Here is a 12993-nt window from a genome sequence, read left to right as displayed (position 1 = left end):
AGCCTGAAGCTTGTGGGTTGAGGGACTTGCCAAAAAAAACGGGCCATTGAGGCCCGTTTTCATGTTGACTCAAGACGCCCGCGCCTGGATCAGAAGGGCACCTTCAGTGTGTTCAGGTCCTTGCGCGTTTCCACCAAGACCAAGGGACCTTCATCAAGGACCACCGCTGGAGGACGCTCGCGTGGCACGCGCACGGCTTGGGGTTCAGCCGCGATGGCCGCTTGTACTGCCGCTACTTTGGCCATGTCAGAGTTGACCCAAACCAAACCCGACGATTGGGCAATTTGAGCCAAGCTCTCGATGGGCAGATCGAAGCTGCTGACGGTCGGCAGTCCCTTGACGGGTGTTTCTGGCGTCGTTGCTGCAGTCGGTGCTGGTGCCAAGGTCGTTGCGGTTGCCACAGGCGCAGCGGTGACGGGTGCAGAGGCCGGCGTTGGTGCAGGCGCGTTGGCAGGTGTTTCTGCTGCCACGGCTGCTTCGGCCATCGGTGCAGCTTCGGGAATCACTGGGATGACACTGTCCGATGCTGCTGTGGATGGGGCCGCTGCTGGCGCCGCTGAAGCTTGTGCACGTTCAAAGTATGAACGGCCAGCCGGCCGCTCTTCGGCTTGGGCTGGTGCCGGCAGGTCTGTCGATGCGGCCAGGTCGGCCTGACCTTCTTCTGGCGCATTGTCTTGGCGGGTTTCAACGTTGCGTTCGCGGCGATCACGGCCATAACGGTCACGTGAACGGCGCTCACGGCGCTCACCGGTGTTTTCTGTGCTGTTGGTGCCTTCGGTCGATGGGTTGCCGACCATGGGATCCGCAGCGTTGGCTGCTGCTTCGGAAGCATTGAGTTCAGGTGCTGACGCGTCGGCTTGACGACGCTCGCCCCCCCGATCGCCGCGTTCACGACGGCCTTCACCGCCACGCTCACCGCGTTCGCGACGACCTTCACGTGGTGCGCGTTCTTGGCGCACTTCGGTACCGTCGGCATTCAGCTCTGCCGGTGCATCGGCGCGGGCTTCTGAGCGTGTATCGGAGCGACCTTCGCCACGCACTTCGGATCGGCCATCGCGGCGTCCCTCACGCGCAGGGCGCTCACCACGCTCAGTGCGCTCGCTGCGTTCTGTGCGTTCAGCACGTGCCGGCCGGGCTTCGCCTTCGCGGCCTTCAATTCGGCCTTCGCCTCGGCGACCGCCTTCGCGGGGTGCGCGGACTTCTCCTGTGGCAGATTCGCTGCGCTCGCCACGGCGACCATCGCGCCCGCCACGGCGGCCATCACGGCCGCCTTCACGGCGAGCATCGCGTGTCTTGTCGTCTTTTTTGTCTGTTGCAGGTGCAGGTTCAGAAGACGTGCCGCTGAACAAGTTTTTCAACCAAGCAAAGAAGCCACCGCTGGCTGCGGCCGCAGGCACAGGTGCAGGTGCGGGTACTTTGGTGGCTGATTTGGCGGCAGGGGCCTCGGCCTTGACCGGCGCCATGGGGGCGGGTGCATCCGGCAAAACGCCTTTGATGACAGGCGTTTGCTTGTTGGTGGGCTCTTGAGAGCGGCGTGTCACGGTGGTCGCGTCTTCGATCTCGTCCGCCATCTTGTAGCTGGCTTCGATGCGGTCCAGGCGCGGGTCGTCGTGTTTCAAGCGCTCCAGCTTGTAATGCGGCGTTTCGAGCGATTTGTTGGGCACCAACAGCACGTTGATGCGTTGCTGCAGTTCGATCTTCGCGATTTCGGAGCGCTTTTCGTTGAGCAAGAAAGACGCGACTTCGACAGGAACTTGGGCGTGCACCGCCGCGCTGTTGTCCTTCATGGACTCTTCTTGGATGATCCGCAAAATTTGCAGCGCCGAGCTTTCGGTGTCGCGGATGTGGCCAGCGCCACCGCAACGTGGGCAGGGGATGGACGCGCCCTCGCTCAAGGCAGGCTTCAAGCGTTGGCGGCTCATTTCCAGCAGGCCGAACTTGCTGATCGAGCCGAACTGCACGCGCGCACGGTCCTGGCGCAAGGCATCGCGCAAGCGGTTTTCCACTTCGCGGCGGTTCTTGGCCTCTTCCATGTCGATGAAGTCGATCACGATCAGGCCGCCCAGGTCGCGCAAACGCATTTGGCGGGCCACTTCGTCGGCAGCTTCCAGGTTGGTACGGGTGGCAGTTTCTTCGATGTCACCGCCCTTGATGGCGCGGGCCGAGTTGACGTCCACCGACACCAAAGCTTCGGTGTGGTCGATCACGATGGCGCCGCCGGACGGCAGTTGCACGGTGCGGGCATAAGCCGATTCGATCTGGTGCTCGATCTGGAAACGGCTGAACAGTGGCGCGTCGTCGCGGTAACGTTTCACACGAGGCGCGAATTCGGGCATGACGTGGCTCATGAACTGCTGAGCCTGGTCATAAATGTCATCGGTGTCGATCAGGATGTCGCCGATGTCATTGTTGAAATAGTCACGAATCGCGCGGATGACCAGCGACGATTCTTGGTAAATCAGGAAAGCGCCTTTGCCCTGCGTGGCGCCGTCAATTGCAGTCCAAAGCTTGAGCAAATAGTTGAGGTCCCACTGCAACTCGGGTGCAGAGCGGCCAATGCCAGCGGTGCGGGCGATGATGGACATGCCCTTGGGGTATTCCAACTGGTCCATGGCTTCTTTGAGCTCGGCCCGGTCGTCGCCCTCGATGCGGCGGCTGACGCCACCACCCCGGGGGTTGTTGGGCATGAGCACGACATAGCGACCAGCCAAGCTGACGAAGGTGGTGAGGGCAGCGCCTTTGTTACCGCGCTCTTCTTTTTCGACCTGCACCAACAGAGACTGGCCCTCTTTGATGACGTCTTGGATGCGCGCTTGGCTGACGGCAACGCCTTCAGCAAAGTATTGGCGCGAGATTTCCTTGAAGGGCAAAAAGCCGTGGCGGTCTTCACCGTAATCGACGAAGCAGGCCTCCAGTGAGGGCTCGACGCGGGTCACCACAGCTTTGTAGATGTTGCCCTTGCGTTGTTCGCGGCCTTCAATTTCGATTTCGTAGTCGAGGAGTTTTTGTCCATCGACGATGGCCAAGCGGCGCTCTTCAGCTTGCGTGGCGTTGATCAGCATCCGTTTCATGATGCATTCCTTCTCTGTTCAGCTTGGCTTTGGCGCAGAAAGTCACTGCACGCAAAACCTGTTTACACAACCGGCTTTGCGTTCTGGAGAACCGCAAAGCCCACGTTGCCGGAGCTGACGCCTGAAACGAATGGAATTGCCGAAGTTGACCGACCACTCAGCTGTGCGCGAGCACAGGAATGGGGGTCGTGGCGCGTGGATGGGGCGAGTCAAAAGGTGTGCAGAGATTCGTCCACTGCCGGAGGCTTCCCCCGGTGTCTAAGACAAACTGCCGGTCACAAGGCGTGACAAAGACGCATGGCTTCGTGAGCCATTTCATCCACATCAGCAAAGTTCCGAACAACACAACCATCTCGCTTTGATCCGTTGAGCAGCCTCGGGGGCTGCTCAACTTGGGGTATTCCGTATCTGGGTTTCTGGGCGTCGGCCCAACCTCCGGGGCGTTTTGCCACTGTCGGCAAGGGCCTTCAGTCTGCAAAATCGTGCCGAGGGTGGCATCGACCATCTGGTTTGGCGCGGTGGTGGTGGACTAAACTCCTGCCTACAGGAATTCATTTCCATTTGAATCAACCACTTACAGCCAATTGCCAGTGAATCACATTATAGGGTCCAAGACGGCTGATACCACACCTGTTGTCAAATGGTTGTTGGTGGACGAGGAGTCGGCGGGACAGCGATTGGACAACTTTTTGATGCGTCATCTGAAAGGTGTTCCCAAAACGCACGTTTACCGCATCATCCGCAGCGGTGAGGTGCGCATCAACAAGGGACGGGCTTCGGCCGAAACCCGTGTTGAAAGTGGCGACCAGGTGCGTTTGCCCCCTGTACGTGTTTCTGAAAAAGTGGCCGAGAAAGCCGCGCAACCTGCGCCTGGGCGTGAATTTCCCGTTTTGCTCGAAGACGACAGCCTGATGGCCATCGACAAACCCTCAGGCGTGGCGGTTCATGGCGGGTCCGGGGTGAGTTTTGGGGTGATCGAGCAGCTGCGCCAAGCTCGCCCGCAAGCCAAATTACTGGAATTGGTGCACCGTTTGGACCGCGACACCAGTGGCATTTTGCTGGTGGCCAAGAAACGCAGCGCTTTGAAGCACCTGCAAGACCAATTTCGGGAACGTGAGACCGGTAAAACCTATTTGGCGCTGGTCAAAGGGGATTGGCCCGCCAAGCTCAAGGTGATTGACCAGCCACTGCACAAATTCTTGTTGCCTGGCAAAGACGGTCAAGAAGGCGAGCGCCGCGTGCGCGTGACCACAGCCGATGACCCGGACGGCATGCGTTCCATCACCTTGGTCAAGGTGGCTCAGCGCCTGCCAGGTGCCAGCTTGCTGGAAGTGACCATCAAAACCGGCCGCACCCACCAGATTCGGGTGCATTTGTCTTCGCAAGGCCACCCCATTGCAGGGGACGACAAATATGGGGACTTTGACTGGAACCGCCAGTTGCTCAAGCCCAGCGCGGGCCCCGGCCTGAAACGCATGTTTTTGCATGCTTGGCGCTTGCAGTTCAATCACCCTGTAACCGCCGAGCGAGTGGCCTTGCAAGCCGATTTGCCCCCCGACTTGAAAGCCTACGTTGACCATGCCCAACACCAGACCCCGCCAGTTTGACCTGATCGCTTTTGATTGGGACGGTACTTTGTTCGATTCCACCGCCATCATCACCCGCTGCATTCAGCGGGCGGTGGTCGATGTGGGTGGGCAAGAGCCCACCCGAGAGGCCGCGTCGTATGTGATTGGCATGGCCTTGATGCCCGCTTTGGCCCACGCCGCACCGGATGTGCCCAAGGACAAATACCCGGCCCTGGGGGAGCGTTACCGCCACCATTACCTGCAGCACCAGCACGACATCAGCCTGTTCGATGGGGTATTGGGCATGCTGGACGAGTTGAAAGCCCGACACCACTGGCTCACGGTGGCTACCGGGAAAAGCCGTTCTGGCTTGAACGAGGCCCTGCAGGCGGTCGAGTTGCGTCACCGTTTTGACGGCTCACGCACGGCCGATGAGACGGCGGGCAAGCCCAGTCCCTTGATGCTCAACGAATTGATGCGCGAGTTTGGCGCCCGGCCCGAGCGCACCTTGATGATCGGTGACACCACGCACGACCTGCAAATGGCCCTGAACGCGGGCTGCGCCAGCGTGGGGGTGAGCTATGGCGCGCATGAGCCTGATGCCTTTCATGCTTTGAAGCCACGCCATGTGGCGCACAGTGTGCGCGATTTGCATGACTGGTTGCTGCAACACGCCTGATCAGGAGCGTCCATGGAACCCACAGTCCCTTTGTGCAACAGCGCCGACTTGGTCAATGGCGGACGGGCTGTGCCCTTTGACATTGTTTATGCCGGACAGACTTGTCGCGCCTTTGCCATCCGTTACCAGGGCCAAGTGCATGCCTACTTGAACCGATGTACCCATGTGGCCATGGAGATGGATTACCAACCGGACCGGTTTTTTGACGATACAGGCCGTTGGTTGATGTGCGCCACGCACGGCGCCACTTACCAGCCCGATACCGGTGCTTGCGCCGGTGGTCCGTGTCGAGGCGGCTTGGTCAAAATAGACTTGACAGAGCGCGAAGGCGTGGTTCACTGGCATACTGCTTACAACTTAAAACCTCTCGAATTTTGACCATGCAAGACCCCCAGGACAACACGTCCAAGCCCGTTGAAAATTCGCCTGTGAACTCGGCCGCCGCTGCCCATGTGCCCCCTTTGGCTGCACAAGAAAGTTGGGCGCGCGAAACCTTGGAAAAACTGGCTTTTGCCCACTTGAAAGAGCAGCAAAGCGATCGCCGCTGGAAATTGGGTCTGCGATTGGCTTGGATGGGTCTTGTTGTTTTTGTACTGTGGCAAGTCTTCAGCTTCGGCTCACCGGCGACCAGCACCAGCTTCCCGCACACAGCCTTGGTCACCATCGTGGGAGAAATTTCCTCAGACACGGAGGCCAGTGCAGAAAACATCATGTCCTCCATGCGCACTGCACTCGAAGACCCAGGATCTAAGGCTTTGGTGCTGTTGATCAATTCCCCGGGCGGCAGTCCGGTGCAAGCGGGTTTGATCAACGATGAGATCACCCGCTTGCGGGCTTTGCACAACAAACCCATTTACGCTGTGGTGGAAGAGTCTTGCGCTTCGGCGGCTTACTACATTGCCGCTGCTGCGGATCAAATTTTTGTGGACAAAGCCAGTTTGGTGGGCAGCATTGGCGTCCTCATGGATGGCTTTGGTTTCACAGGCTTGATGGACAAACTCGGTGTTGAGCGTCGCCTGATGACGGCCGGTCAGAATAAAGGATTTCTGGATCCTTTCAGCCCCCAAACCGCACCTCAGCGCTTGCATGCACAGGCCATGTTGGATCAAATCCACAAGCAGTTCATTGATGTGGTGAAAAAGGGCCGGGGTGATCGGCTCAAAGATAATCCAGACATGTTCAGTGGTTTGTTTTGGAGCGGACAGCAAGCGGTGGATCTGGGGCTGGCCGACAGCTTGGGCAGCATCGATGGCGTGGCCAGAGATGTGGTGAAAGCGCCGGATGTGATCGACTACACCCAGCGTGAAAATGTGGCCGAGCGCCTGGTCAAGCGTTTTGGCGTGGCAGTGGGCGAGGGCGCTGTTCGTTTGTTGAACAAGCCTGCGGTCTTGCGCTGAGCATCACGCTGCTCCAACATCAAGGCCCGATGGCGTAAACCGCGGGCGTATGACCATCAGGGCCTTGTCTGCCCTTTTTCCATTGTGCGACGCTGTGGCTTTGGATGTGGACCGTTGGCAAGGTCAAGCCGCTGGCAATGGCCAGCCTTGTTTGGGCTTGCAGGCTTTGCAGCAAACCGCTCAACATGGCGGCATTGCGGTAAGGGGTTTCGATCCACAACTGGGTTTGACCTGTTTTGAGAGCCAACGATTCCAGTTGTTTGAGGCGCGCCGATCGTTCTGCTGCGTCTTGAGGCAAGTACCCCACAAATGCGAAATTTTGGCCATTGAGACCACTGGCGGCCAGGGCCAGCAGCAGCGATACCGGACCCACCAAGGGCACCACAGTGATGCCCAGATCATGCGCGGCACGCACCACAGAGCTGCCTGGGTCGGCCACCGCAGGCATGCCTGCTTCGCTGACCAAACCCACATCGCGTCCTTGCAAGGCTGCCGCCAAGAGAGGCTTGCCGTCAAAACCAGATTGGTGATCGCCTTTTTTGTGCACATGGCGAGGCAGCTCGGTGATGGTCTGTTCGGGCAGGGGGGCGATCAAGGTGTGGGTTTCGCCGACGCGCTTCAAAAACGCCCGGGTGCTTTTGGCGTTTTCACACACCCAATGTTGGATGCCTGCTGCGCATGCCAATGTGCGGTTCGGCAACACATCCTGGATGGGGGCTTGCTCGGCACAACCGAAGTCGAGAGGGGTGGGCACCAAAAACAGGCGGCCTTTGTGCAGGGTGGGGGTGTTCACAGCAGTTTCACTCCGGCTTTGCGCAGCAGTCGGGCGGTGCGGATGAGCGGAAGCCCGATCAGGGCGGTGGGGTCATCGTTGTCGATGGACTCCAAAAGGGCAATGCCCAAACCTTCACTCTTGGCGCTGCCCGCGCAATCATAGGGTTGTTCGGCGTGCAAATAAGCCTCGATTTCGGCGTCGCTCAGGTCCCGAAAAACCACCCGCACCTCGGCCAAATCAACTTGCTCAAAGCCCGAAGCCAAACAAACCACGGCCAAAGCGGTTTGAAAAATCACGGTTTGGCCCCGCATTTGACGCAATTGGGCCACGGCGCGGGCGTGATCACCCGGTTTGCCCAAGGGTTGCCCCCCCAGATCGGCCACCTGGTCGGAGCCGATCACCACCGCTTCGGGGTGAAGTGCTGCGACTGCTTGGGCTTTGGCCAAAGCCAGGCGCAAGGCCAAAGCCTTGGGGGGCTCACCAGCCTGAGGTGTTTCGTCAACTTCTGGGGCTGTCACATCAAAAGGAATGCGCAGCCGCTCCAGCAATTCACGCCTGTAGCGCGAGGTCGAGCCCAGCACGACAGAACGGCTGACAGAGGTTTGAAGGGGTGAATTGGCAAAAGTCGTTGTCACAGCGCAGATCCCGGTGTGTGCAGAGGGGTGATTCTCTTACACTGCTGCCCATGGATAAAAAAATCGACCCCCAACACTTGGATTTGCAGTCGTTTGCGCGAGACGGCTTGGCGTTGCGCGGAGAGGGCGCTTTGACCGATTGGCCTCGTTTGGCTGTCGAGGAGCATGGACAGGAGCTCGCAGCAGGTGCCGTGCTCTGGCAGCTTCAGGGTCGCTGGGTCGAGCAAGCAGGTGGTGCAGACCAGATTTGGCTGGATTTGCGGGCTTCTGTGCAGTTGCCCATGCAATGCCAGCGCTGCCTGACACCTGTTTTGCAGGAAGTTTCAGCAGAGCGATCCTTTCGTTTTGTGGCCGATGAGGCGACGGCAGCGGCTTTGGATGACGAGTCGGAAGAAGACATTTTGGTGCTCAGTCGCGACTTTGATGCCCTGGCTTTGGTGGAAGATGAGTTGATCTTGGCCTTGCCTTTGGTGCCCTTGCACGAGGTGTGCCCAGAGGTTTTACCCATGTCCGTGGCCGATCCGGCGTTTGAGGCTGCCTCCGAGCGCCCCAACCCGTTTGGCGTCTTGGCGAGTCTCAAAACAGGTGTGTCCAAATAAGTTCCCTGCAGCTGACGCAGCTTGGGCTATAATCGTGAGCTTCGCTTGGTGCGCCAAGTGACATCCCTTCAACCAGAAGCTGCGTTCACATCGTCGCGGCCTCCAAGCTTTCAAGGAGCCACCATGGCCGTCCAACAAAACAAAAAGTCGCCTTCAAAGCGCGGCATGCACCGTTCGCACAACGCACTGAACGTGCCGGGTATCGCTGTGGAGCCGACCACGGGCGAAACACATCTGCGTCACCACATCAGCCCCAACGGTTTTTACCGCGGCCGTCAAGTGCTCAAAAACAAATCGGAAGCTTGATCGGCCCGCAGCCCTCAAGCCTCCAGAGGCCCGGCGCTACTTTTTGAGTAGCCTCGGGCTTTTTAGTTTATGGCTTGTATTTCTCCCGGTTTTGATCCGAAGGATGACATGACATCACCCAACCCGATCACTGTGTCTGTCGATTGCATGGGCGGTGACCACGGCCCTCGCGTCACGCTCGCGGCTTGCCGCCGATTCTTGACCGCTCACCCTGAAGCGCGCTTGATTTTGGTGGGCCGGGCTGAGGCCTTGGCGGGTTTTTCGGATCCGCGTGCGCAAGTGGTTGTGGCCACCGAAGTGGTGGAGATGGATGACCCTTTGGAAGTGGCTTTGCGCAAGAAAAAAGACTCTTCGATGCGTCTGGCCATAGAGCAGGTGCGCGATGGTCAGGCTCAAGTGGCCGTCTCTGCGGGCAATACCGGCGCCTTGATGGCCATCGCCCGTTATGTGCTCAAGACCATGGAAGGCATTGACCGTCCAGCGATTGCAGGTCAGATGCCCAATTTCAAGGGCGGTGGCACCACCATGCTGGATTTGGGTGCCAATGTCGATTGCACCCCGGAGCATTTGTTGCAGTTCGCTGTGATGGGCTCAGCCCTCGTATCGGTCTTGCAAAACAAAAACCAACCCACAGTGGGTTTGCTCAACATTGGCGAAGAGGCCATAAAAGGCAATGAAATCATCAAAAAAGCCGGAGAACTGTTGCGATCGGCTGCCAACTCGGGTGATTTGAACTTTCATGGCAATGTGGAAGGCAATGATATTTTCAAAGGCACGGTCGATATTGTGGTCTGCGATGGTTTTGTCGGCAATGTGGCCCTGAAGGCGAGCGAGGGCTTGGCGACCATGGTCAGCGGCTTTCTCAAGGCGGAGTTCTCGCGCAGTATCTTCACCAAATTTGCGGCCTTATTGGCTTATCCGGTCTTAACGGCATTTAAAAATCGAGTTGACCACCGTCGATACAACGGCGCTGCCTTGTTGGGTTTGCGTGGTCTGGTGTTCAAAAGCCATGGGTCGGCAGACGAGTTGGCCTTTGAGAATGCCTTGAACCGGGCTTATGATGCAGCCCGAAACCAATTGTTGGATCGCGTTCGAGAGCGAATTGCCCATGCAGCCCCCTTGTTGATGGGCGCTCAAGCAGAGCCTTCAGAGATCGCGGTCACCACTGTATGAGCATCTATTCACGCATTTTGGGCACGGGCAGCTATTTGCCCGAGCGACGCCTGAGCAACGCCGACCTTGCCGCTGAACTGGCACAGCAAGGTGTTGAGACCTCTGACGATTGGATCGTAGAACGCACGGGCATTCGCGCGCGGCACTTCGCTGCCGATGAGCAGGGTTGTAGCGACTTGGCCACCCATGCTGCGCGTCAGGCCCTGAGTGCAGCAGGCTTGACCGCACAAGACATCGATTTGATCATTGTGGCCACATCCACCCCTGACATGGTCTTCCCGTCTGTGGCGACCATGGTTCAGCACAAGCTGGGTGCGTCAGGTTGTCCGGCGTTTGATGTACAAGCCGTGTGCAGTGGCTTTATTTATGCACTCACCGTGGCCGATTCCATGATCCAGACCGGTTCAGCCAAGCGCGCTTTGGTGATTGGTTCCGAAATTTTCAGCCGCATCCTTGACTACAAGGACCGCACGACCTGCGTGTTGTTTGGTGACGGTGCAGGCGCTGTGGTGTTGGAAGCCTCGGACACCCCCGGTATTTTGGCCACCGATTTGCATGCCGATGGCAAGTACAAAGACATTTTGTGCGTGCCGGGTCATGTCAACCGTGGCGGTATTTTGGGCGACCCGGTGCTCAAGATGGACGGACAAGCGGTCTTCAAGCTGGCGGTGGGCGTGCTCGAAGAAACCGCTCGCGCCAGCTTGGCCAAGGCCCATCTGACCGATGCAGACATCGATTGGTTGATCCCTCATCAAGCCAACATCCGCATCATGCAAAGCACGGCCAAGAAACTGAAGCTGAGCCCCGACAAAGTGGTGGTCACCGTTGACCAGCACGGCAACACCTCGGCGGCCTCGATTCCGCTGGCGCTGGACACTGCTGTGCGCGACGGGCGCATCCGGCGTGGTCAGACCCTGATGCTCGAAGGCGTTGGCGGGGGCTTCACTTGGGGCTCAGTCCTCTTGCGTTACTGACCCAAGCGCCGCATGACAAATTGGGTCTGCGCTGCTTGTTGGCCAGACCAAGTTCATTCCAGATACCGAATTTGCACATGACCACATTTGCTTTTGTTTTTCCTGGCCAAGGTTCCCAATCTGTCGGCATGCTGGACGCTTGGGGCGACCACCCTGTGGTCCTTGAAACCTTGAAAGAAGCCTCAGACGCCTTGGGCGAAAACGTGGGCCAACTGATCCACGAAGGCCCCAAAGAAGCGCTGGCCATGACCACCAACACCCAGCCTGTGATGCTGGTGTCGGCTGTGGCGGCCTACCGTGCTTGGTTGGCCGAAGGCGGTGCCCAGCCCTCGGTGGTTGCCGGTCACTCATTGGGCGAATACAGCGCCTTGGTGGCTTCGGGGGTTTTGACCTTGGCCCAAGCAGCGCCGCTGGTGCGCCTGCGTGCCGCTGCCATGCAAGAAGCCGTGCCCGTGGGCGTGGGCGCCATGGCCGCGATTTTGGGCTTGGCCTCGGACAAAGTGATCGAAGGCTGTCAAGCTGCTCAAGCCACCTTTGGTGCTGGCAGTGCAGAAGTGGTGGAAGCCGTGAACTTCAACGATGCCGCACAAACCGTGATCGCGGGCAGCAAAGCGGCGGTGGACAAAGCCTGCGAAGTGCTCAAGGGCATGGGGGCCAAGCGAGCACTGATCTTGCCTGTGTCTGCGCCTTTCCATTCAAGCCTGATGAAACCTGCCGCCGAAAAGCTGCGTGACAAGCTGGCCACCCTCACTTTAGGCGTGCCGCAGATCCCGGTGCTCAACAACATCGATGTGGCCATCGAAACCGATGCGGACCGCATCCGCGATGCGCTGTACCGCCAAGCCTTTGGCCCAGTGCGTTGGGTAGAGTGCGTTCAGGCCATCAAAGCCCGGGGCGTGACCACGCTGGTGGAGTGCGGCCCGGGCAAAGTGTTGGCCGGCATGACCAAGCGCATTGACCCTGAATTGAACGGCGTGGCACTTTTTGACCCGGCCACGTTGGCTGAAGTGAAAGGACTGTTGGTATGAGCGAAGCACAAAAACAAGTTGCGCTGGTCACAGGCGCTTCTCGCGGCATCGGTGCTGCCATCGCGATGCAGCTGGCCCAGGCTGGTTATTTGGTCATTGGTACTGCAACCAGCGACGACGGGGCTGCCAAAATCAGCCAAGCGTTGTCGGCCTTTCCCGGCAGTCGGGGTGCCAATCTGAACGTCAACGACGCAGTCGCCAGTGAATCCCTGATCGACGCTATCGTGAAAGAGCACGGCGGTTTGCAGGTTCTGGTCAACAATGCGGGCATCACCCGTGACACCTTGGCCATGCGCATGAAGGACGACGATTGGGATGCGGTGATCGACACCAACCTCAAGGCCGTGTTCCGCATGAGCCGCGCCGTGATCCGCCCCATGATGAAGCAGCGCTATGGTCGCATCGTCAACATCACCAGTGTGGTGGGCGCTTCGGGCAATCCAGGCCAAGCCAACTACGCGGCGGCCAAGGCCGGTGTGGCGGGCATGACCCGTGCTTTGGCCCGCGAACTGGGCAGCCGCAACATCACCGTCAACTGCGTTGCCCCTGGTTTCATCGCCACGGACATGACGGCCAGCCTGCCCGAAGAACAACACAAAGCCTTGCTGGGCCAGATACCTCTGGGCCATCTGGGTCAACCCGATGACATCGCCCACGCGGTGGTTTACCTGGCCGGGCCGCAAGCTGGCTATGTCACCGGACAAGAATTGCATGTCAATGGTGGCATGTTCATGGCCTGATTCCCGGAACCCCTTCCGGACAGGTAAAATCTTCATTTTTCACAACCC

The 12993-nt window shown here is 58.8% G+C and carries 13 protein-coding genes; 10 read left to right on the top strand and 3 right to left on the bottom strand.

What is annotated here, in order from left to right; all coding sequences use genetic code 11:
- Window positions 1–89: 89 nt before the first annotated feature.
- Window positions 90–3071 (bottom strand): Rne/Rng family ribonuclease, encoded by a 2982-nt coding sequence (locus B472_RS11450; protein WP_019427061.1) that lies wholly within the window; start codon window positions 3069–3071, stop codon window positions 90–92.
- A gap of 590 nt (window positions 3072–3661) precedes the next feature.
- On the opposite strand from B472_RS11450, the gene B472_RS11445 reads away from it, so the two are divergent.
- Genes B472_RS11445 through B472_RS11430 form a run of 4 tightly spaced genes read left to right on the top strand, consistent with a single transcriptional unit; the run spans window position 3662 to window position 6715 of the window.
- Window positions 3662–4678 (top strand): RluA family pseudouridine synthase, encoded by a 1017-nt coding sequence (locus B472_RS11445; RefSeq protein ID WP_050995454.1) that lies wholly within the window; start codon window positions 3662–3664, stop codon window positions 4676–4678.
- Window positions 4650–5318 carry an HAD family hydrolase gene (locus tag B472_RS11440; protein ID WP_019427059.1) on the top strand — a complete coding sequence of 223 codons (669 nt, stop codon included), beginning with the start codon at window positions 4650–4652 and terminating at the stop codon, window positions 5316–5318. Before B472_RS11445 ends, B472_RS11440 begins: the two co-directional genes overlap by 29 nt.
- Window positions 5319–5330: 12 nt before the next feature.
- Window positions 5331–5696, top strand: a complete 366-nt coding sequence (locus tag B472_RS11435; protein ID WP_019427058.1) for a Rieske 2Fe-2S domain-containing protein — start codon at window positions 5331–5333, stop codon at window positions 5694–5696.
- Between the two features lie 2 nt (window positions 5697–5698).
- Entirely contained in the window at window positions 5699–6715 is a 1017-nt protein-coding gene (locus B472_RS11430; protein WP_019427057.1) for a S49 family peptidase, read from the top strand.
- A 19-nt stretch (window positions 6716–6734) separates the two neighbouring features.
- Here B472_RS11430 and B472_RS11425 read toward each other — a convergent pair whose 3' ends face one another.
- Window positions 6735–7508, bottom strand: a complete 774-nt coding sequence (locus B472_RS11425) for an SAM-dependent methyltransferase (protein WP_019427056.1) — start codon at window positions 7506–7508, stop codon at window positions 6735–6737.
- A complete protein-coding gene (locus B472_RS11420) occupies window positions 7505–8071 on the bottom strand; it encodes a Maf family nucleotide pyrophosphatase (RefSeq protein WP_019427055.1) in 567 nt (188 codons plus the stop codon). Before B472_RS11420 ends, B472_RS11425 begins: the two co-directional genes overlap by 4 nt.
- A gap of 104 nt (window positions 8072–8175) precedes the next feature.
- Here B472_RS11420 and B472_RS11415 point away from each other — a divergent pair, with 104 nt between their 5' ends.
- The 6 genes from B472_RS11415 (at window position 8176) to fabG (ending at window position 12945) form a co-directional block, all read left to right on the top strand.
- Window positions 8176–8724: a DUF177 domain-containing protein gene (locus B472_RS11415; protein WP_019427054.1), complete on the top strand. Its 549-nt coding sequence runs from the start codon at window positions 8176–8178 to the stop codon at window positions 8722–8724.
- Window positions 8725–8847: 123 nt separating this feature from the next.
- Entirely contained in the window at window positions 8848–9030 is a 183-nt protein-coding gene (gene rpmF / locus B472_RS11410; RefSeq protein ID WP_005794249.1) for a 50S ribosomal protein L32, read from the top strand.
- 108 nt (window positions 9031–9138) lie between these two features.
- Entirely contained in the window at window positions 9139–10203 is a 1065-nt protein-coding gene (gene plsX, locus B472_RS11405) for a phosphate acyltransferase PlsX (RefSeq protein WP_019427053.1), read from the top strand.
- Window positions 10200–11177, top strand: a complete 978-nt coding sequence (locus B472_RS11400) for a beta-ketoacyl-ACP synthase III (RefSeq protein ID WP_019427052.1) — start codon at window positions 10200–10202, stop codon at window positions 11175–11177. The genes plsX and B472_RS11400 overlap by 4 nt, the downstream gene beginning before the upstream one ends.
- 77 nt (window positions 11178–11254) lie before the next feature.
- Window positions 11255–12205 (top strand): ACP S-malonyltransferase, encoded by a 951-nt coding sequence (fabD, locus tag B472_RS11395; protein ID WP_019427051.1) that lies wholly within the window; start codon window positions 11255–11257, stop codon window positions 12203–12205.
- Window positions 12202–12945 carry a 3-oxoacyl-ACP reductase FabG gene (fabG, locus tag B472_RS11390; protein WP_019427050.1) on the top strand — a complete coding sequence of 248 codons (744 nt, stop codon included), beginning with the start codon at window positions 12202–12204 and terminating at the stop codon, window positions 12943–12945. The genes fabD and fabG overlap by 4 nt, the downstream gene beginning before the upstream one ends.
- The last annotated feature ends 48 nt before the right edge of the window (window positions 12946–12993 follow it).

Origin of the sequence: Limnohabitans sp. Rim28 (assembly GCF_000293865.2) — a bacterium.
GTDB lineage: Bacteria > Pseudomonadota > Gammaproteobacteria > Burkholderiales > Burkholderiaceae_C > Limnohabitans_A.
The sequence above is the reverse complement of the archived record's forward strand: the minus strand, read 5'-3'. Positions and strand labels throughout refer to the sequence as shown.

Bases quoted from the DNA above. Each gene is read 5' to 3' on its own strand.
- B472_RS11450 (WP_019427061.1), bottom strand. From the start codon at position 3,071: ATGAAACGGATGCTGATCAACGCCACGCAAGCTGAAGAGCGCCGCTTG.
- B472_RS11440 (WP_019427059.1), top strand. From the start codon at position 4,650: ATGCCCAACACCAGACCCCGCCAGTTTGACCTGATCGCTTTTGATTGG.
- B472_RS11435 (WP_019427058.1), top strand. From the start codon at position 5,331: ATGGAACCCACAGTCCCTTTGTGCAACAGCGCCGACTTGGTCAATGGC.
- B472_RS11430 (WP_019427057.1), top strand. From the start codon at position 5,699: ATGCAAGACCCCCAGGACAACACGTCCAAGCCCGTTGAAAATTCGCCT.
- B472_RS11415 (WP_019427054.1), top strand. From the start codon at position 8,176: ATGGATAAAAAAATCGACCCCCAACACTTGGATTTGCAGTCGTTTGCG.
- rpmF (WP_005794249.1), top strand. From the start codon at position 8,848: ATGGCCGTCCAACAAAACAAAAAGTCGCCTTCAAAGCGCGGCATGCAC.
- plsX (WP_019427053.1), top strand. From the start codon at position 9,139: ATGACATCACCCAACCCGATCACTGTGTCTGTCGATTGCATGGGCGGT.
- B472_RS11400 (WP_019427052.1), top strand. From the start codon at position 10,200: ATGAGCATCTATTCACGCATTTTGGGCACGGGCAGCTATTTGCCCGAG.
- fabD (WP_019427051.1), top strand. From the start codon at position 11,255: ATGACCACATTTGCTTTTGTTTTTCCTGGCCAAGGTTCCCAATCTGTC.
- fabG (WP_019427050.1), top strand. From the start codon at position 12,202: ATGAGCGAAGCACAAAAACAAGTTGCGCTGGTCACAGGCGCTTCTCGC.